Here is a 19,932-nt window from a genome sequence, read left to right as displayed (position 1 = left end):
TCAGTGGACGTGGTCCGAGTCTTCCGGATGGCGGCAGCGGACGAAGTGGAAATGTTCGGGTACCGGGTCGTTGCCGCCGTCGCACAACGGCTGGCAGCGCAGCAGGCGCCAACCGGCCAGCAAGCCTCCACGCCATGGACCGAAGCGCACGACCGCGATCCGTGCATAATCGGAGCAGCTGGGGTGGAATCGGCAGCGCGGCCCCAGCAGCGGACTCAGCCAGCGCTTGTAGAAAGCCAGCAGGAGCAGTATCAATCGAGTCATGGCATTCACGCTGCCGGCACCGCTTGTGGCATGTAGTGTTGCAAGTATTCCAGACGCGTGGTTGCCGGTGGGGGATACATAGGCTATAACACCGGGCCGCCACGGCCAAAATTGGTGAAGGGATATGGCGAAAACGACACGTAGTTCGACCGCCGCCAAACCGCAGAAAGCGAAGGCTGCGGGCAAGGCGAAAGACGTACGAAAGAGCAAGCCCAAGGCTGCCGTCAAGCCTGCACGAGCCAGCGCCGCGCCGAAGAAGGCTGCAGCGAGTCGCAAGGCCGTGCCGAAGACGGCCGTCGCCAAGAAGTCCGTTGCCGGCAAGCCGGCGACAAAAAAAGCCGCGGCACCCGCCAAGGGCAAGCCGGCGGCCAAGACGGCCAGGAAGCCGGCGCCCGTGAAGAAGCCGGTGGCAAAAAAGGCGGCACCGAAGAAGGTGGCGCCGAAGAAAGCCCCGGTCAGCAAGACCTCCGCGACGAAGGTCGCCAAGAAGGCCACGGCCGCGGCCCACAAGCCTGCTGCCAAGCCAGCGAAATCTGCCGTCAAGGCTTCCCGGCCGACCAAGCCGGTGGCCAAGGCGGCGCCGGTTCACAAGGCTGCCCATCCGGCAGCGGCGAAGCCGGCACCATCGAAGCCCGCTGCAGCCCCTGCCAAGGGGCATGCGACGGGTCACGCCGTGGCGTCCCCGCGCGTGGCATCCGCCACCGCACGCTACGACACTTCCACGACAAAGAAGCCAACGCAGTCATCGATGAATAAAAGCGCAACCGTTCTAGACAATGGCGTGACCAAGGAAGACGGGCGTTACGCCCTGCCGTCCACGATCACGATCGATTTGCCCAAAGGGTATCGCCCGACTCCCGACGAGGAGTACATGGGTCCCCGCCAGCTCGCCTATTTCCGCAACAAGTTGCGCGACTGGCGCGACCAGCTGGTGGAAGAGTCCCGCCAGACCATGGAAAACCTGCGCGACGAAGTGCGGGACGTGGGCGATGAAGCCGAGCGCGCCACCCGCGAGACCGAAAACTCGCTGGAACTGCGCACGCGCGACCGTTACCGCAAGCTGATCTCCAAGATCGACAAGGCCTTGCGCCGGATCGAGGAAGGGCGTTACGGCTATTGCGAGGAGACCGACGAGGAAATCGGCGTCGATCGCCTGGATGCCCGCCCGATCGCCACGCTGTCGCTCGATGCGCAGGAGCGTCGCGAGCACCTGCAGAAGCAGATGGGCGACTGAGTACGTCGTTCTTCGCGTCGCCCAGCAAAAAGCCCCGCTCGAAGCGGGGCTTTTTGTTGGAGAAGTGAGTGAAGAGGAGTGAGAAGTGAGAGAAGGCCTAGGCAGCGTGGACTGCACTCTCTCACTCCTCACTTCTCTCCACTCACTCCTGATTCGCCACGGCCGCGGCATATTCCTTCAGTTTCGCCAGCGTCGAGGCGAGCCCGTTCGAGCGGGTGGGCGAAAGATGCCTGGCCAGGCCGATGGACTGGATGAACTCCGGTTCGGTGGCGAGGATCTCGGCCGCCGACCGATCGGAGTAGACGCGCAGCACCAGCATTAGCAGGCCGGAAACGATGGCCGAATCGCTGACGGCGTCGAAGTGCATGCAATCGGCATTGCCGCTGGGTACCAGCCAGACCATCGACTGGCAACCGAGCACGCGATGCTCTTCGGATTTGTATTCGTCGGGAAACGGCGGCAATTGCCGGCCGAGGTCGATCAGGTACTGGTAGCGTTCGCTCCAGTCGCCGAAGAAGGCGAATTCGTCGGCGATATCCTGTTGTACCTGCGCGGCGCTGGTGGTGATGGTGTCGTTCATGTGCGCATTATCGCGCATGGCGCGAGCCGGGTCAGGCGAAGTGTCGTCGCGGGTCTTGCTCCACGCCGTGACGTGCGGCTCCTTCCCCTGCAAGCAGGGGAGGGTGTCTGGTGCGGGCGCTCAGCTTTTCTGCACGCTCCAGCGGGTGCCTTGCGCGCCATCCTCGATGACGACGCCCATGTCCGCCAGTTCGCCGCGGATCGCATCGGCCCGGGCAAAGTCACGTGCGGCGCGGGCGGCCTGGCGTTGCTCGATCAGGGCTTCCACGCGTGCAGGATCGATGTCGCTGCCGCCGGCTTGCCGGAACCACGCTTCGGCATCCTGCTGCAGCAGGCCAAGCAAGGCGCCGCCGCCGAGCAGGGCGGCCTTGGCTTCAGGCGTGCGTTGCTGGCGCGCGGCATCGGCCAGTACGGCCAGTTCGGCCAGCGCCTGTGGCGTGTTCATGTCGTCGCACAGGGCGGCTTCCATGCGTTCGGGCACGGGCAGGCGGGTGGCGTCGATGACGACATCGGCCAGGTCGCGCAATACCCGGTACCAGCCGTCCAGCGTGCTTGCGGCCTGGGCGAGGGCGTTGTCGGACCAGTCCAGCGGCTGCCGGTAGTGGCCGCGCAGCAGCAGCAGGCGCAGTGCTTCTGGGCGATGCTGCTTCAGCAGCTGGTGCAGGACCAACACGTTGCCCAGCGACTTGGACATCTTGCGACCGTCGAAGGTCAGCATGCCGTTGTGCATCCACCAGCGGGCGAAGGTCTTGCCGCCGTGGGCGCAGGTGGACTGGGCGATCTCGTTTTCGTGGTGCGGGAACAGCAGGTCCACGCCACCGGCATGGATGTCGATGGTCTCGCCGAGCTGCGCCGCGCACATCGCCGAGCACTCGATGTGCCAGCCGGGGCGGCCGCGGCCCCACGGGCTGTCCCAGCCGGGTTGCTCGGGCGTGGACGGTTTCCACAGCACGAAGTCGCCCGGTGACTTCTTGTACGGTGCCACCTCGACGCGGGCGCCGGCGATCAGTTCGTCGGTATCGCGGCCGGACAGCGCGCCATAGGCGGCATACGAACCCACGTCGAACAGCACGTGGCCTTCGGCGGCATAAGCGTGGCCGCTGGCGATCAGCGACTCGTTCATCGCGATGATCTCGCCGATATGCGCGGTGGCGTGGGGTTCGAGATCCGGTGGCGCAATGCCGAGCCGAGCCATGTCCTCGCGATAGGCGCCGGCATAGCGATCGGTGATGGTGCTGATCGGCACGCCTTCAGCCTGGGCCGCGGCGTTGATCTTGTCTTCCACGTCGGTGATGTTGCGGGCGTAGACCACGTTCGGGTAGTGCCGCCGCAGCAAGCGCACCAGCACGTCGAACACCACCGGGCCGCGCGCGTTGCCGATATGCACGTAGTTGTAGACCGTCGGGCCGCACAGGTACACGGTCACCCGATCGGGATCGAGCGGAGCGAAGGGTGCGGTGTGGCGGGTCAGGCTGTTGTAGAGCGAAATGGGCATCGGCGGAATTCGTGGCGGTGATCGGCGGGCGGCGTCGGTGGACGGAGCTGGTTCGGGCCAGCCCCGCATCTTAACAAGCTGTAAGCGCAACTGCCGCGGGCGTCCGGTTCTAAGCCGCGATTCAGCGAAGGTTTGTTGCAATCGGGTCAGAAGCGCGAAGAAGCGTCCAGATATCCCCGATTGGAGGTCGAAATGACCCGCATATGGCTTTCCGCACTGGTCCTGGCTCTTGTGGCCACCACTGCATTTGCGCAGGACGCGCGCTACCCGAACCAGGACGCCGGCGACAATTCCCATTACGGCTGGGCCAACGTGCTGCGCGTCGATCCGGTCTACGGCATCACTCGCACCAATGTCCCCAGCCAGCAGTGCTACAACCAGCCGGTGGTGCGGGAGGATCGTGGCAACAGCACGGCCGGTACGCTGCTCGGTGCGGTGGTGGGTGGCGTGCTCGGCCACACCATCGGCAAGGGCGATGGCCGCACTGCCGCCACCGTGGTTGGAGCAGTGGCGGGTGGTGCGGTGGGCAATCGCGCGTCCGACCATGGTGGTACCTACGAAGGCAGCGAGACGCGTTGCCAGCAGGTCAATACGGTGAGCGAGCAGCGCCGTATCGTGGGCTACAACGTGGAATATCGCTATCGCGGCGAGGTCTACATGTCGCAACTGAGCTACGACCCGGGCGATCGCCTGCGCGTGCGGGTCAGCGTGACGCCGGCCGACTGATGCCGATGGCGCCGCCTCCGAGCGGCGTCCAGCCCTTGGCTGGCGGGCCTTGCCGATTATTGTTGCAAGGCAGCGAAATTCCCGTCATGATGCAGCCTCGCCTGTCCGGAACCACCATGTCTTCAGCCGTCTATACCGCTACCGTACTCACCAGCGCCCGCATGGCCGCTGGCATGACGTCGCGTGCGCGCCGACCGCTGGACCGACAACGGGCCGGGTAGGCTGTCGCACGCGTTACATGTGCATTGACGACAAAAACCCGGCCCCTGCGCCGGGTTTTTTTGTGGATTTTTTCGTGCGGATCCGTCCGCTAGTCTCCCGATTCCCATGCCGGAAACAGTGAAGAAGGCCAACGACACCATGACCCTCCGCCATTTCATCACCACCCAGGATTACAGCCGCGCCGAGATCGATGCGTTGCTGGAGCAGGCTGCGGCGTTCAAGCGTTCGCCCGCTGGCGCGCAGCTGGCCGGCAAGTCCGTCGCGTTGCTGTTCTTCAATCCGTCGATGCGCACCCGCACCAGCTTCGAACTGGGCGCGTTCCAGCTTGGCGGTCATGCCGTGGTGCTGTCGCCCGGCAAGGATGCATGGCCGATCGAGTTCGAGGTGGGCACGGTGATGGATGGCGACACCGAGGAGCACGTCGCGGAGGTGGCGCGGGTGTTGTCGCGTTATGTCGACCTGATCGCGGTGCGCGCATTTCCGAAATTCCAGGACTGGGCGGTGGATCGGCAGGACACGGTCATCAAGGCGTTCGCGAAATATGCCACGGTGCCGGTGATCAACATGGAGACGATCACCCATCCCTGCCAGGAGCTGGCCCACGCGCTGGCGATGAAGGAACACCTTGGCAGCCTGCAGAACAAGAAATACGTGCTGACCTGGACCTACCATCCCAAGCCGCTGAACACGGCGGTGGCCAACTCGGCCCTGCTGATCGCCACCAAGATGGGCATGGACGTGACCCTGCTGTGCCCCACGCCGGATTACGTGCTGGATGAGCGCTACATGGCGTTTGGCCGTCTGAATGCCGAGCAGAACGGCGGCTCGCTGAAGGTCAGTCACGACATCGAGGAAGCCTACTCGGGTGCCCATGTGGTGTACGCCAAGAGCTGGGGCGCGTTGCCGTACTTCGGCAAATGGGAGCAGGAAAAGCCGATCCGCGATGCGCACAAGCACTTCATCGTGGACGAGGCGAAGATGGCGCTGACCGACCACGGCCTGTTCAGCCACTGCCTGCCGTTGCGCCGGAACATCAAGGCGACCGATGCGGTGATGGACTCGCCCGCCTGCATCGCCATCGACGAAGCCGAGAACCGCCTGCACGTGCAGAAGGCCGTGATGGCGTTGCTGGCCGGACAGGGCTGAGCGCCACGCCATGTACATGCCCAGGCACTACCAGGAGACGCGGAGCGAGGCCTTGCACGGGCTGGTTGACGCCTATCCGTTTGCCACCGTGGTAACGCATGCCGACGGAGAACTGACGGCCAACCACCTGCCGTTCGAGCGGGTGGGCGAGGTGCTGCATGGCCACGTGGCCCGCGGCAACGAGATGGCGGTGCTGGATGGCGCGCCGGTGCTGGTGATCTTTCGCGGGCCGCACGGCTATGTCAGTCCGAACTGGTACCCGACCAAGCACGAGACCGGACGTGAAGTGCCCACCTGGAACTATGCGGTGGTGCACGTGCATGGCCGGCTCAAGGTGATCGAGGATGCGACGTGGCTGCGTGCCTTGCTGGAGCGGCTCACCGATCGTCATGAAGCCAGCGAGCCCGCGCCATGGCATGTCAGTGATGCGCCGGAAGACCACATCGAGAAGTCGCTGCGTGCCATCGTCGGCATCGAGATTGCCATCGAGCGCATCGAGGGCAAGTTCAAGCTGAGCCAGAACCATCCCGAACGCAATCGTCTCGGCGTGATCGCCGGGTTGCGCCGCCGCGATGGCGACGGTGATGCGGAACTGGCGGACTGGATGGCCACGCAGGAGACATCGAAGCCATGAACCATTCGCACCACTATCGCGTCGACGTGGAGTGGACCGGCAACCAGGGTAGCGGCACGTCCGGTTACCGTGCCTACCGCCGCGACCACGACATCCGCATTGCCGGCAAACCGGCGCTGGCCGGCTCGTCCGACCCCAGCTTCCATGGCGATGCCTCGCGGCACAATCCCGAGGACATGCTGCTGGCCGCGTTGTCGAGCTGCCACATGCTGTCCTATCTGCACATGGCCACCGTGGCGGGTGTGGTGGTTACGGCCTACGTCGACGCCGCCGAAGGCACGATGCAGACCGAGGGCGATGCCGGTCGGTTCACCGAAGTCGTGTTGCGCCCGGTGGTCACCATCAGCGCCGCCAGCGACCCGGCCAAGGCCGAGGCTGCCCACGAAACCGCGCACCACGCCTGCTTCATCGCCAACTCCGTGAACTTCCCGGTGCGCTGCGAACCGCGCATCGTCATTGAATTTCCCTGATCACCGCCACTTTTCCAGGACTTAAGCAAGCCATGAGCAAAGATATCGTTCTCGCCTTCTCCGGCGGCCTCGACACCAGTTTCTGCGTGCCCTACCTGAAGGAGCGCGGTTGGGCCGTGCATACCGTGTTCGCCGACACCGGCGGCGTGGACGCGGAGGAGCGCGCTTTCATCGAAAACCGCGCGAAGGAATTGGGCGTGGCCAGTCACGTCACCGTGGACGGCGGCCCGGCGATCTGGAGCGGCTTCGTCAAGCCGTTCGTGTGGGCGGGCGAGGGTTACCAGGGCCAGTATCCGCTGCTGGTGTCCGACCGCTACCTGATCGTCGAAGCCGCGCTCAAGCGCGCTGCCGAACTGGGCACCAAGGCGATCGCACACGGTTGCACCGGCATGGGCAACGACCAGGTGCGCTTCGACCTGACGGTGAAATCGCTGGGCGATTACCAGATCGTGGCGCCGATCCGCGAGATCCAGAAGGAACACACGCAGACGCGCGCCTACGAGCAGGCCTTCCTGGAAGAACGCGGCTTCGGCGTGCGTGCCAAGCAGCAGGCCTACACCATCAACGAGAACCTGCTTGGCCTGACCATGTCCGGCGGCGAGATCGACAAGTGGCAGGCGCCGGGCGAAGGCGCGGTGGGCTGGTGCAAACCGCGTGCCGAATGGCCGTCCAAACCGTTGCGGGTGAAGATCGGTTTCGTCAACGGCGAGGCGGTCACGCTGGATGGCGAGAAGCTCGCGGGCCACACCATGCTGGCTCGGTTGAACGGCCTGTTCGCGCCGTACGGCGTGGGTCGTGGCGTCTACACCGGCGATACCACCATCGGCCTGAAGGGTCGCATCATCTATGAAGCCCCGGGACTGATCAGCCTGCTCACCGCACACCGTGCGCTGGAAGAGGCCGTGCTCAGCAAGCAGCAGAACCGCTTCAAGCCCGAGGTGGCGCGCAAGTGGGTGGAAATCGTCTACGAAGGCTTCTTCCACGACCCGCTGAAGACCGACCTGGAAGCGTTCCTCGCGTCCAGCCAGTCCACCGTCAACGGCGAAGTCACGCTGGAGACGCAGGGTGGCGTGGTCAACGCCGTGGCAATCGAGTCCAAGCACATCCTCAACGCCAAGGGCGCCACCTACGCGCAATCGGCCGACTGGGGCGTGGAAGAAGCCGAGGGCTTCATCAAGCTGTTCGGCATGAGCAGCACGTTGTGGGCCGAGGTCAATCGCTGATGAGCGCGTTGCTCGACGCCACGCTGGATCACTTGCGAGCGCTGGTCGGTTTCGACACGCGCAATCCACCGCGCGCGATCGATACCGGCGGCATCTTCGACTATCTGCGTGCGCAACTGTCCGGCTTCACGGTGACGGTGACCGACTTCGGCGCCGGCGCCGTGTCGCTGCACGCGGTGCGCGGCACGCCGCGTTACCTGTTCAATGTGCATCTGGACACGGTGCCGGATTCGCCGGCGTGGACGGCCGATCCACACACGTTGCGGGTGACGGACAAGCATGCGATCGGCCTGGGCGCGTGCGACATCAAGGGCGCGGCTGCGGCCTTGCTGGCGGTGGCGAATGCCAGCGACGGCGACATGGCGCTGCTGTTTTCCAGCGACGAGGAAGCCAACGATCCGCGCTGCATCGCCGGGTTTTTGCGTGCTTTTCCCCTTCTCCCTTCGGGAGAGGGTCGGGGTGAGGGTACGGGCGAAGCGGGGCGGAGCGGCGAACCCGAACCCTCACCCCCAACCCCTCTCCCGAAGGGAGAGGGGTGCTATCAAGCGGTGATCGTGGCCGAGCCGACCAAGGGCGAAGTGGTGCTGGCGCATCGCGGCATCCAGTCGGTGCTGATGCGCTTCGCCGGCCACGCCGGGCATGCCTCGGGCGAGCAGAAAGCCGGGGACAGCGCGTTGCACCAGGTGGTGCGCTGGGGCGATGCCGCGCTGGATTTCGTGGTGGCGCAATCGCATGAGCGCTTCGGTGGGCTGACCGGGCTGCGCTTCAACATTGGCCGCATCGAAGGTGGCATCAAGGCGAACATGATCGCGCCCACCGCCGAGGTACGCTTCGGCATGCGGCCGTTGCCGACGATGCATCCGGATACCTTGCTGAAGCAGCTGCGCGCTCTGGCCGAACCGGAGCCGGCGCACTTCGAGGAAACCTTCCGCGGCCCGTCGTTGCCCGCCGGGGACACGGCGCGCGCCGAAGAGCGCCGCCTGGCCGCGCGCGACATCGCTGATGAACTGGAACTCCCGGTGGGCAACGCCGTGGATTTCTGGACCGAGGCCGCGCTGTTCTCGGCGGCGGGTCATCTCGCTTTCGTCTACGGTCCGGGCGATATCGCGCAGGCGCATTCCGCCGACGAATGGGTCGAACTCGACCAGTTGCAGCGCTATGCCGAGTCCATCCAGCGGATCGTCGACCGTGGCCTCGCCTGAGTTTTCTCCACCCGGCACGCGGGCGCATCGTGATGCGATGGCGCCGTGGCGTGCCGCTTTCAACCTTGCCCACTTTGCCCTCAACCGGCTTGCGGCGCAGATCGCCTGAATCATGACGAACGAAACCAACACCCGTAAAACCATCGTGCGCCTGCTGTCGAGCATGGGCAGTGCGAAGGAGATCCAGCAGTACCTCAAGCGGTTCTCACAACTCGACGCCAAACGCTTTGCGGTGGTGAAGGTGGGCGGTGCGGTCCTGCGCGACGAATTGGCCGATCTCACTTCGTCGCTGACCTTCCTGCAACAGGTGGGGCTGACTCCCATCGTGCTGCACGGCGCCGGTCCGCAGCTGGACGAGGAACTGGCTGCCGCGGGCATCGAGAAAGAGACCGTGAACGGCCTGCGCGTCACCTCGCCGAAGGCGCTGGGTATCGTGCGGCGCGTGTTCCAGCAGCAGAACCTGAAGCTGGTCGAGGCGCTGCAGGCGATGGATACACGCGCCACCGCGGTGCCCTCGGGCGTGTTCATGGCCAGCTATCTGGATCGCGACACGTTCGGCATGGTCGGCAAGGTGGAGAGCATCAACCTGGCCGCCATCGACGCCAGCCTGCGCGCCAATTCGATCCCGGTGATCGCCAGCCTCGGCGAGACGGACGAGGGTCAGATCCTCAACATCAACGCCGACTTCGCCGCCAACGAGCTCGTGCGCATGTTGCAGCCGTACAAGATCGTGTTCCTGACCGGTACCGGTGGCTTGCTCGACGACAAGGGCGAGGTGATCGATTCGATCAACCTCAGTACCGAGTTCGAGCATTTGATGGCGCAGCCGTGGATCAATGGCGGCATGCGCCTGAAGATCGAGCAGATCGCGGATTTGCTGAGCGGTCTGCCGCTGACCTCGTCGGTATCGATCACGCGGCCGTCCGAGCTGGCCAAGGAGCTGTTCACCCACAAGGGCTCGGGCACGCTGGTGCGACGGGGTGAGAAGGTATTGCGCTTCGAGTCGTGGGCGGGCGTGGACAAGGCGCGCATGCGCGAGCTGATCGAGTCCAGCTTCGGCCGGCGGCTGGTGGACGATTATTTCGCACGCACGCAGGCCTTCCGCATCTATGTCAGCGAAAACTACCGTGCCGCGATGATCCTGACGATGGAAGGCAAGCTGCCGTACCTGGACAAGTTCGCAGTGCTCGACGACGCACAGGGCGAAGGCCTGGGTCGCGCGGTGTGGCAGGTGATGCGGGAGGAGAACCCGTCGCTGTTCTGGCGCTCGCGCAACGGCAACCCGGTCAATCATTTCTATTACGCCGAGTCCGACGGCTGCATGAAGCAGCCGCGCTGGAAGGTGTTCTGGTACGGGTTGGACGATATGGAAACCATCGCCCGTTGCGTGGACCATTGCGCACAACGGCAAGCAACCCTGGTGGATTGACGATGAGCCAATTCCTTTCCCCGATCGTGCTCGAAGGTCGCCATGTGCGGCTGGAATCGCTGGCGCACGAACATATCGAACCGCTGCAACGTGCGACGGCCGACGGCGAACTGTGGAAGCTCTGGTACACCGCCGTGCCGACGCCGGATGGCGTGGCCGCCTATGTGGAAGAGGCGCTGGCGATGCAGGCCGAAGGCAGTGCACTGCCGTTCGCCGTGCGTTCGCTGGCATCGGGCGATATCGTGGGTTGCACCCGCCTGTGTCACGCCGATGCGGTGAACCGCCACGTGGAAATCGGTTACACCTGGTATGCCGCCAGCGTGCAGCGCTCGGCCGTGAACACCGAATGCAAATGGCTGCTGTTGCGCCATGCCTTCGAAACGTTGCACTGCATCCGCGTGGAATTGCGCGCGCATTGGCACAACCAGACCAGTCGCGCCGCGATTGCACGACTGGGTGCGAAGCAGGATGGCGTGCTGCGCAACGATCGCATCCTGTCTGACGGCAGTTACCGCGATACCGTGGTGTTTTCCATCATCGAATCGGAATGGCCGGCCGTGAAGCGGCATCTGGCCTTCAAGCTGGAACGGGGCAACAACGCATGAGCAACAAGAAAACCATCGGTATCGTCGGGGCGCGTGGCCATACCGGCACCGAGCTGATCCGCATGATTGCGGCGCATCCAGCGCTGGAATTGGCCTTCGTCTCCTCGCGCGAGCTGGATGGCCAGCGCGTGGCCGAACACAACGACGTTTACGCGGGCGAGCTGTGCTTCGAGGCGCTTGATCCCGCTGCAGTGGCGGCCAAGCGTGCCGACGTGGTGATCCTGGCGTTGCCCAACGGCAAGGCGGCTCCGTACGTCGAAGCGATTGACGCCGCTGCGCCCGAGACCCTGATCCTCGATCTTTCCGCGGACTACCGCTTCGACAAGAGCTGGTATTACGGCCTGCCCGAACTGACCCGAGACAAGTGGCGCGGCAACGGTACCGATAAAATCAGGCACATCAGCAACCCCGGCTGTTACGCCACCGCGATGCAGCTTTCCATCGCGCCCTTGAAGGATCTGCTGGCCGCGCCGCCAGTGTGTTTCGGCGTCTCCGGTTATTCCGGTGCGGGCACCACGCCTTCGGACAAGAATGATCCGGAGAAACTGCGTGACAACCTGATGCCGTACGCGCTCACCGGCCACGGGCACGAAAAGGAGGCCAGCTTCCAGCTTGGCCTGCCGGTGGAATTCATGCCGCACGTGGCGCCGCATTTCCGTGGCCTCACCGTCACCACCAATCTTTATCTCGTGCGCCAGGTGAAGCGCGAGGACGTGCTCGCGCGTTTCCGTCAGGCCTACGGCGCCGAGCCATTGGTGAAAGTACTCGACGAAGCACCGTGGGTCAGTCGAATTGCCGATCGCCACCACGCCGAAATCGGCGGTTTCGCGGTGTCGGCCGATGGCAAACGCGTGGTGATCGTGGCCACGCTGGACAACCTGCTGAAGGGCGCGGCCACCCAGGCGATGCAGAACATCAATCGGGCGATTGGCGTGGACGAGCTCACCGCCATTCCCGTGGAATCGTAGGAGCGCACCCTGTGCGCGACTTGCATTCCCGAAATCCATATCAAAGCCATCGCGCACAGGGTGCGCTCCCACAGGATTTCTCACGATGACTCAGCCTTTGTGGCAAAAATCCGGTATCCAGATTGACGCGAAGATCATGCGTTTCCTCGCCGGTGACGACGTGCTGCTCGATCGCGAGTTCTTCCTGCACGACATCACCGCCAGCAAGGCGCACGTGGAAGGGCTGGCCCACATCGATGTAGTCAGCATCGATGAGGCGGCGGCATTGAAACGTGAGCTGGATGCGCTGGCGGACGATTTCCGCAGCGGCGCGTTCGTGCTGGATGACCGCTACGAGGATGGCCATTCCGCCATCGAGGCACGGCTGACCGAACGGCTGGGTGACGCCGGTCGTCGCGTGCACACCGGGCGCAGCCGCAACGACCAGGTGCTGGTCGCCACGCGCCTGTGGCTGAAGGACAAGCTGGTTGCGCTGGAGTCACATTGCCGCGCGATCGCCGAGGTCTGCCTCGATCGCGCCGCGCAGCCGGCCGTGCCGCTGCCGGGTTATACCCATTTGCAGCGCGCCGTGGTGTCGTCCACCGCGATGTGGTTTGCCGGTTTTGCCGAGGGTTTCATCGACAACGCCATGCGCGCGCGCCAGACGCTGGCCCTGATCGATGCCAATCCGCTCGGCACCGCAGCCGGCTATGGCGTGAACCTGAAGCTGGATCGCGAGCACACGACCAAGGCACTGGGTTTCTCGCGCATGCAGGTGTCGCCGATCTACGCCCAGCTTTCGCGCGGCAAGTTCGAGATGGCCGTGCTGGAAGCCATTGCCGGCGCGATGCTCGACCTGCGCCGGCTGGCCTGGGATCTGTCACTGTTCACCACCGCCGAATTCAACTTCGTGAAGCTGCCGGCCGAATACACCACCGGCAGCTCGATCATGCCGAACAAGCGCAACCCCGACGTGGTGGAACTGCTGCGTGCCAGCTACGCCAGCGTGGCCGCGGCGCGCACCGAGATCGAACAGTTGCTGTCGCTGCCCACCGGCTACCAGCGCGACCTGCAGTTCTCCAAAGGCTCGATTTTCCATGGTGTGCGTCACGGGTTGATGGCGCTGGAATTGGTGCCCGACTTGCTGGCACGGCTGCAGTGGAACGACGAGGTGATGCGCGCGGCGATCGAGCCGGCGATGTACGCCACCGACGTGGCGATCGAACAGGCCGCTGCCGGCGTGCCGTTCCGCGACGCCTACCGGGCCGCCGCGGAAGCGGCTGCATCGGCAGGTGCCGGACGCACGCCTGAAGCCAGTCTGGCCGAACGCACTTCGCCGGGCGCGGGCAACGACCTGCAGTTGGAAGCGCTGCGCGCGCGACTGCGCAACCTCGACGACTGAGCGGACTCTCGCCATGCACGCGATCAACAGGAACGATGCCGAGCACTACCGCTGGGGTGACGGTTGCGACGGCTGGCATTTGCTGGCGGGCGACGATCTGAGCGTGATCGAGGAGCGCATGCCGCCGGGTACGGCAGAGCAGCCGCATCGCCACGCGCGGTCGCGTCAGTTTTTCTACGTACTGGAGGGTGAGACCGTGTTGGAACTCGAAGGCCATTCGCATCACTTGACGCGTGGCGAGGGGTTGCATGTGCCGCCCGGCGCTGCGCACCAGATGCGCAACGAAAGCACATGTGATGTCCGCTTTCTGGTGGTCTCCGCTCCGCCGAGTCATGGCGATCGCATCCCGTCACCCATGGCAAGGGGCGTCGCATGAACACCCGCAGCGCACTGCTCGAACAATCGTTGCCGACCTGGCGGCGCGCGGTACTCAAGGTCGGCAGTAACCTGTTGGCGGCGGACGGTGGCGGCTTGACGCCACGCTTCGCGGAGGCGCTGGCAGGCTTCATGGCAAGCAGCCATGCCCACGGCAGGCAGGTGGTGCTGGTGTCCTCGGGGGCGGTGGCGGCGGGTCGGGCGCTGTTGCACGCGCGCGCATCCGCGGGCCGCGACCTGGCGGCGCGCCAGGCGATGGCGTCGCTGGGGCAGGCGCCGATGATCGGGTTGTGGCAATCGCTGTCGGCGCGACCGGTGGCGCAGGTGTTGCTGACCCATGACGACCTGCGCAACCGCCGCCGCTACCTCAATGCACGGGCCACCTTGCTGGGCCTGCTGGCGCTGGATGCGGTGCCGGTGGTCAACGAGAACGACACCGTGGCGGTGGACGAGCTCAAGCTCGGCGACAATGACAATCTCGCCGCGATCGTGGCGGCGCTGGTCGATGCTGACCTGCTGCTGATTGCCTCCGACGTGGACGCCTTGTACACCGCCGATCCACGACGCGACCCGGCCGCCACGCCGATAGCGCAGGCCGATGCAGTGACGCCGGCGTTGATGGCGATGGCCGGCGGCAGCGGCAGTATCGTGGGAACCGGCGGCATGCGTACCAAGCTGGAGGCGGCAGAGAAGGCCGGTGCAGCGGGCATTCCCACCGCGTTGTTCGACGGGCGCAACACGGCCACCGTGCAAGCCCTCGCGCAAGGACAGCTTCGCGGCACGCTGATCCATGCGCCGCACACACGCATGCAGGCACGCAAATACTGGTTGCTGCACGCCCCGGCAAGCAGCGGTCGGATTCGCATCGATGCCGGCGCGGCACGCGCACTCAGCCATGGCCATGCGTCGTTGCTGCCGGGCGGCATCCTCGCTGCCGAGGGTGAATTCCAACGCGGCGACCTGGTGGAAATCATCGATGCGAACGAACGAAGGATCGCGCGCGGCCTGAGTCAGTACGCGGCGGTCGAAGTGCGTCGCCTGGCCGGACGGCACAGCCGGGAGATCGAAACATTGCTTGGCTACAGTCACGGCACCGAAGTGGTGCATCGCGATGACCTGGCAAACATGCCTGACCGATTGGAGCCGGCGGCTTGACGTGATGGCAACACGGCGATGCGGGAAAAAAGCCTGTCGCAATGAGGCGTTGTCAGCCCCGGATCGAGGCGTCGCGTTGCAATCGCGCTTGAAGGCCCCATGTTCATGGGAATAAGTTTTTCACGCCAACCCTGTTTGAGGACGATGACCCAGCTAAGAAAATTTCGCCAACAAACCGTGCCGCCATGGCGCAGAGCCGTACTCAAGGTGGGCAGCAGCCTGCTCGCCGCCGACAGCGGAGGGCTCAGTACACGCCATGCGCTCGGTCTGGCGCAATTCATTGCTTCGTGTCATGCCTCGGGTCGCGAGGTGGTACTCGTATCGTCCGGTGCCGTGGCGGCGGGACGCCTGCTGATGCAGCACCTGCCGGAAGATGCCAGCAACGCCGCGCGCCAGGCCATGGCCGCGCTGGGACAGACCCAGACAGTGGCCTTGTGGCAACGTCTGTTTGATCGTCCCTTGGCACAAGTGCTGCTGACTCATGACGATCTGCGCAACCGGCGTCGTTACCTCAACGCGCGTGCCACGCTGAGCGAATTGCTCGCGCTCAACGTGATGCCGGTGGTCAACGAGAACGACACCGTGGCCGTGGACGAACTCACCCTGGGTGACAACGACAACCTGGCCGCGATCGTGGCGGCGCTCATCGATGCCGACATGCTGTTGATCGCCACGGATATCGACGGCTTGTACACGGCCGATCCGCGCAGCAATCCCGATGCGCAGCCCATCGACGAAGTGCACGAGCTCACCGCGGAAATCATGGGCATGGCCGGTGCCGCCGGCAGTCGTGTCGGCACGGGCGGCATGCGCACCAAGCTGGAAGCCGCCGAGAAGGCGGCTGCCGCCGGCATCCAGACAATTCTTTTCAATGGTCGCGACAACGAAGTGGTCAACCTGCTGTCGCGCGACCTGCTCCATGGCACCTTGCTGCGAACCAGTGCCACCCGGATGCAGGCGCGCAAGTACTGGCTGCTGCATGTTCCCGCCGTGCCGGGCTGCATCCACGTGGATGCCGGTGCGGCACGCGCGCTCAGCGAGGGCGGTGCGTCCTTGCTGCCGAAGGGCGTCATCGATGCCGTCGGCGAGTTCCAGCGTGGCGACATGGTCGAGATCGTGGGCGACAGTCCCGATGGCGAGCCGTATGTCGTCGCGCGTGGCATCACCCAGTACGGCGCCGCCGAGATCAACCAGCTGGCCCGCAGCCATACACGCGACATCCGGCAAAAGCTCGGCTACAGCTACGGCGAGAGCGTCATGCATCGCGATGACATGGTCATCACCACCGATTCGGGAGTCATTTCATGAAGGGTTCCGTTCGCGATTCCGCGATTCTCTGCAAGCAGGCGGCCGTGCAAATTGCCGAGCTGTCCACCGATGCCAAGAACGCCTTGCTGCGTGCGATGGCCGACGCGCTGGAGGCGCAGGCCGCGACGATCCTGGCCGCCAATGCCGAGGACATGACGGCGGCGCGCGAGAAGGGCATCGGCGAAGCCATGCTCGATCGACTGGCGCTGGATGAAGGCCGCGTGCGCGGCATCGCCGAGGCCTTGCGCCAGGTCGCCGCGTTGCCCGACCCGGTGGGGCAGGTGACGCGCAGCGAGCGCTCGGCCAAGGGCTTCACCATCGAGCGCGTACGCGTGCCGCTGGGCGTGATCGCGATGATCTACGAGGCACGGCCCAACGTCACCGCCGATGCCGCGGCGCTATGCCTCAAGGCCGGCAACGGCGTGATCCTGCGCGGCGGTTCGGAGGCGGTGCGTTCCAACCGCGCGATCGCCGCTTGCCTGTGCGGCGTATTGCGCGAAGCGGGCCTGTCCGAACACGCGTTGATGTTGCTGGACGACCTCAGCCGCGAGGCGATGCTCGAGTTGATGCAGCTGTCCGAGATCGTCGACCTGATCATCCCGCGCGGCGGCGAGGGGTTGATCCGCTTCGTCACCGAGAACGCGCGCGTGCCGGTGATCAAGCACTACAAGGGCGTGTGCCATCTGTACGTCGACGCCAAGGCCAACCTGGACAAGGCGCTGGACATCCTGATCGATGGCAAGACCTCGCGGCCGTCCGCCTGCAATGCGCTGGAGACGCTGCTGGTGCATGCCGACGTGGCGGCGGCCTTCCTGCCGCGCGCGGCCAGGGCCCTGCGAGAGCGCCGGGTGGAACTGCTGGGCGATGAACGCGCACGCGCGCTATGCCCGAACATGGGGCCGGCCAGTGACGACGATTTCGCCACCGAATTCTTGAGCCTCAAGCTGACCGTCGGCATCGTGGACAGCGAGGACGCGGCGATCGCGCACATCCGTCGCCATGGCTCCGACCACACCGAAGTGATCGCGACCGAGGATCAGGCCGCAGCCGAGCGCTTCGTGCATGCGCTGCGTTCGGCGGTGGTGATGGTCAACGCCTCGTCGCGCTTCAGCGACGGTGGCGAGCTGGGTCTGGGCGCCGAGATCGGCATCTCCACCACCCGCCTGCACGCCTACGGCCCGATGGGCGCCGAATCGCTGACGGTGGAGCGGTTCGTGGTGCGGGGGGATGGCCAGGTAAGGCATCCGCAGTCGAGGCTTCCGACGCCCTGAGTCGACTCGGGACGTCGGAAACCCGGTGCCGGTCAGTTCACCGGCACCGGCGCGGCTGCCGGCGCGGTTGAACTGGCCGGTGCAGGCAACGGCTGCACCGGCGTGGCGTCGCTGGGGCGCCAGCGCATGCGGCCGGTGTCGAACTCGTCATAGGCCACCTGGTAGGAGGCAATCGCCTGGTCGAGCTGGGTCTGGTCGAGCTGCGGGTAAGGCGTGGCGTCGCCGGTCAGCACGTTGGGCTTGACCTGCTCGACCTTCTGTCCCGGTGACAGGATGGTCAGGCGATCACCCTTCAGGTAACCGAGATTCTGGTAGGTCGACGGGAAGGCGCGTTCGTCACCGGCGGGCAGCTTCATGATGTCGTAGCCGAAGAAACGGCTGCGGTAGCTGAAGTTCAGCAGGCCAAGCACGGTCGGTGCGATATCGATCTGCGACATCATCCGGTCGACGCGCTGCGGCTTGATCTGGTCCGGTGCATAGATGATCAGCGGAATGTGCTACTGGTTGACCGGGATGCGCGTGCGGCCGGCGCTGGAGGCGCAGTGGTCGGCGGTAATCACGAACACCGTGTCCTTGAAGTACGGCTTGGCGCGCATGCGCTTGATGAAGTCGCCGATGGCCCAGTCGGTGTATTTGACCGCGCCGTCGCGACTGCCTTGCGGCAGGTCCACGCGATCCTTCGGCCAGCTGTAGGGCCGGTGGTTGGACGTGGTCATGATGTGCAGGAAGAACGGCTTGTTCTCGCCATGGATGGTGTCCATCTGCTGCATCGCCAGGGTGAACAGGTCTTCGTCGGCCACGCCCCACACGTTTTCCGAATGGATGGTCGCACCGGTGGGAATGTCGCGGCGGTCGATGTCCTTGTAGCCGTTGTGGCCGAAGAAATAGTTCATGTTGTCGAAGTAGCCGTAGCCACCGTAAACGAATTCCGACACGTAGCCACGCTGGTTGAAGATGTCGGCCAGCGAGAACAGGCCCTCATTGTGCTTCTGCTTGATGAGCGAGTCGCCCGGCGTCGGTGGCACCGACAGCGACAGCGCCTCCAGTCCGCGCACGGTACGCGTGCCGTTGGCGTACATGTGCTCGAAGAACAGGCTCTGGTCGGCCAGCTTGTTCAGGTTGGGCGTCAGGTCCTTCTTGTCGCCGAAGGCGGCAAGGTATTTCCCGGACAGGCTTTCCACGCTGATCAGCACCACGTTGAGATGCTTCTCCGGGCCCGCGTTGCGGATGATGCGGGTGAGGTCGTGGGGATCGTTGCTGACGAAGGTGGCATCCGGCGTCTGCAGCATCTTGCGCACGATGGCGTAGGCCTCGCTGTCCGGCAGCGTGCGGTAGAAACGGTGGAAGTTCAGCTTGGAATTGCGGAAGGCGGCGAAGAACTCGTAGATGCCGTTGCCGGCCAGCGAATTGACGTAGACGTTCTGCAGGCGGTTCTTGGTTTCCGAATTGACGGCCATGGCGCTGACCACGGTCAGCCCCAGCCAGACCACGACGACGATGCTGCGCTGGCCGAAGCGGCTGGTGTCGTCGCGGGTGCGCAGGCGGCGCCGGGTGGCCACGAAAATGATGATCGCGGCCACCGCCAGCATGGTTATCCAGCGTGCGATCGGGTACGACTCTTCGATGTTGCCGATCACTTCGCGGGTGTAGACGAGGTAATCCACCGCGATAAAATTGAAGCGCGTGCTGAATTCGTTCCAGAAAGTCAGCTCCGAGGCGCCGACGAACAACAGCCCGAACAGCAGCAGCAGGCAGAAGATGTAGAGCACCCACTGGCCGACCCTGGACGTGTAGGTGAAGGCGGTCAGTGGCAGCACGAACAGGAATGGAATCACCGCGGGCCACGCCGTTTTCCAGCTGGCGTCGAACGACAGCCGGAGCGCACCCAGGCAGATCGCGCACAGCAGCACCACCGTCAGCGCATACAGCGACCAGTGCTTCCAGCCGGACATGCGCCCGCGCCGGGTCGGCACCAGCCACAGCAGCAGCACCATCGGCCACGCAAAATAGATGAAGGTGATCAGGTCATAGCCCAGGCCCACCCCAAAGGCGTACAGCCAATACAGCGGGTTCGCCGGCACGCCGGAGCCCGTCATCAGCAGCAGGATCAGCCGGGTGACGAACGAGATGGCGATGAAACACACGCCAAGCCAGATCAGCGGCCGGAAACGTGTTGCGAGAGGCGAAGCAGGGCGGGAGAACATGCGTGGTCTGGCCTTGGAAAAGGGATCGTCTGGAGTCGGGC

General features: G+C 64.8%; 20 protein-coding genes. 15 read left to right on the top strand and 5 right to left on the bottom strand.

The features are described from left to right. Nucleotides 1-264 carry a membrane protein insertion efficiency factor YidD gene (gene yidD / locus AB7849_RS11760; RefSeq protein WP_008207623.1) on the bottom strand — a complete coding sequence of 88 codons (264 nt, stop codon included), beginning with the start codon at nt 262-264 and terminating at the stop codon, nt 1-3. Between the two features lie 124 nt (nt 265-388). Here yidD and dksA point away from each other — a divergent pair, with 124 nt between their 5' ends. Next, on the top strand, nt 389-1,498 hold the full coding sequence (gene dksA / locus AB7849_RS11755; RefSeq protein WP_369501094.1) for an RNA polymerase-binding protein DksA: 1,110 nt from the start codon (nt 389-391) through the stop codon (nt 1,496-1,498). A gap of 142 nt (nt 1,499-1,640) precedes the next feature. On the opposite strand, the gene AB7849_RS11750 is transcribed toward dksA, so the two are convergent. Continuing rightward, the gene (locus AB7849_RS11750) at nt 1,641-2,078 is read right to left on the bottom strand and encodes a SufE family protein (RefSeq protein WP_008207621.1); all 438 of its coding nucleotides are present in this window, start codon (nt 2,076-2,078) and stop codon (nt 1,641-1,643) included. Between the two features lie 120 nt (nt 2,079-2,198). Further along, on the bottom strand, nt 2,199-3,572 hold the full coding sequence (gene cysS, locus AB7849_RS11745) for a cysteine--tRNA ligase (RefSeq protein ID WP_008207620.1): 1,374 nt from the start codon (nt 3,570-3,572) through the stop codon (nt 2,199-2,201). A 192-nt stretch (nt 3,573-3,764) separates the two neighbouring features. Between cysS and AB7849_RS11740 the strand changes: the two genes are divergently transcribed. The 14 genes from AB7849_RS11740 to AB7849_RS11675 all read left to right on the top strand — a co-directional run bounded on the left by AB7849_RS11740 (nt 3,765) and on the right by AB7849_RS11675 (nt 17,687). Further along, nucleotides 3,765-4,298, top strand: a complete 534-nt coding sequence (locus AB7849_RS11740; RefSeq protein WP_008207619.1) for a glycine zipper 2TM domain-containing protein — start codon at nt 3,765-3,767, stop codon at nt 4,296-4,298. Between the two features lie 360 nt (nt 4,299-4,658). After that, nucleotides 4,659-5,666, top strand: coding sequence for an N-acetylornithine carbamoyltransferase (locus AB7849_RS11735; RefSeq protein ID WP_008207616.1), 1,008 nt, complete (start codon nt 4,659-4,661; stop codon nt 5,664-5,666). Between the two features lie 10 nt (nt 5,667-5,676). Then, a complete protein-coding gene (locus tag AB7849_RS11730; protein ID WP_008207614.1) occupies nt 5,677-6,300 on the top strand; it encodes an FMN-binding negative transcriptional regulator in 624 nt (207 codons plus the stop codon). After that, the gene (locus AB7849_RS11725; protein WP_008207611.1) at nt 6,297-6,770 is read left to right on the top strand and encodes an OsmC family protein; all 474 of its coding nucleotides are present in this window, start codon (nt 6,297-6,299) and stop codon (nt 6,768-6,770) included. Before AB7849_RS11730 ends, AB7849_RS11725 begins: the two co-directional genes overlap by 4 nt. Before the next feature lie 32 nt (nt 6,771-6,802). Further along, nucleotides 6,803-7,993: an argininosuccinate synthase gene (locus AB7849_RS11720; protein ID WP_008207609.1), complete on the top strand. Its 1,191-nt coding sequence runs from the start codon at nt 6,803-6,805 to the stop codon at nt 7,991-7,993. After that, nucleotides 7,993-9,195, top strand: coding sequence for an acetylornithine deacetylase (locus AB7849_RS11715; protein ID WP_008207606.1), 1,203 nt, complete (start codon nt 7,993-7,995; stop codon nt 9,193-9,195). The genes AB7849_RS11720 and AB7849_RS11715 overlap by 1 nt, the downstream gene beginning before the upstream one ends. 112 nt (nt 9,196-9,307) lie before the next feature. Next, a complete protein-coding gene (locus AB7849_RS11710) occupies nt 9,308-10,624 on the top strand; it encodes an acetylglutamate kinase (protein ID WP_008207604.1) in 1,317 nt (438 codons plus the stop codon). A 2-nt stretch (nt 10,625-10,626) separates the two neighbouring features. After that, nucleotides 10,627-11,229: a GNAT family N-acetyltransferase gene (locus AB7849_RS11705; RefSeq protein WP_008207602.1), complete on the top strand. Its 603-nt coding sequence runs from the start codon at nt 10,627-10,629 to the stop codon at nt 11,227-11,229. Further along, nucleotides 11,226-12,197, top strand: coding sequence for an N-acetyl-gamma-glutamyl-phosphate reductase (gene argC, locus AB7849_RS11700; protein WP_008207600.1), 972 nt, complete (start codon nt 11,226-11,228; stop codon nt 12,195-12,197). The genes AB7849_RS11705 and argC overlap by 4 nt, the downstream gene beginning before the upstream one ends. An 85-nt stretch (nt 12,198-12,282) precedes the next feature. Next, nucleotides 12,283-13,578, top strand: a complete 1,296-nt coding sequence (gene argH / locus AB7849_RS11695) for an argininosuccinate lyase (protein WP_008207597.1) — start codon at nt 12,283-12,285, stop codon at nt 13,576-13,578. Nucleotides 13,579-13,591: 13 nt separating this feature from the next. Next, nucleotides 13,592-13,954, top strand: coding sequence for a cupin domain-containing protein (locus AB7849_RS11690; protein WP_008207595.1), 363 nt, complete (start codon nt 13,592-13,594; stop codon nt 13,952-13,954). Next, nucleotides 13,951-15,108 (top strand): glutamate 5-kinase, encoded by a 1,158-nt coding sequence (gene proB, locus AB7849_RS11685; protein ID WP_369501093.1) that lies wholly within the window; start codon nt 13,951-13,953, stop codon nt 15,106-15,108. The genes AB7849_RS11690 and proB (AB7849_RS11685) overlap by 4 nt, the downstream gene beginning before the upstream one ends. 144 nt (nt 15,109-15,252) lie before the next feature. After that, the gene (gene proB, locus AB7849_RS11680) at nt 15,253-16,416 is read left to right on the top strand and encodes a glutamate 5-kinase (RefSeq protein ID WP_037100026.1); all 1,164 of its coding nucleotides are present in this window, start codon (nt 15,253-15,255) and stop codon (nt 16,414-16,416) included. After that, the gene (locus tag AB7849_RS11675; protein WP_008211938.1) at nt 16,413-17,687 is read left to right on the top strand and encodes a glutamate-5-semialdehyde dehydrogenase; all 1,275 of its coding nucleotides are present in this window, start codon (nt 16,413-16,415) and stop codon (nt 17,685-17,687) included. Before proB (AB7849_RS11680) ends, AB7849_RS11675 begins: the two co-directional genes overlap by 4 nt. Before the next feature lie 32 nt (nt 17,688-17,719). Here AB7849_RS11675 and AB7849_RS11670 read toward each other — a convergent pair whose 3' ends face one another. Beyond that, entirely contained in the window at nt 17,720-18,124 is a 405-nt protein-coding gene (locus AB7849_RS11670; RefSeq protein WP_343122218.1) for a hypothetical protein, read from the bottom strand. Between the two features lie 60 nt (nt 18,125-18,184). Continuing rightward, the gene (locus AB7849_RS11665) at nt 18,185-19,891 is read right to left on the bottom strand and encodes an LTA synthase family protein (protein WP_343122217.1); all 1,707 of its coding nucleotides are present in this window, start codon (nt 19,889-19,891) and stop codon (nt 18,185-18,187) included. Between the last annotated feature and the right edge of the window lie 41 nt (nt 19,892-19,932).

Origin of the sequence: Rhodanobacter sp. FW021-MT20, from assembly GCF_041107475.1 — a bacterium.
GTDB lineage: Bacteria > Pseudomonadota > Gammaproteobacteria > Xanthomonadales > Rhodanobacteraceae > Rhodanobacter_A > Rhodanobacter_A glycinis.
This window is presented reverse-complemented; position numbering and strand designations above follow the sequence as displayed.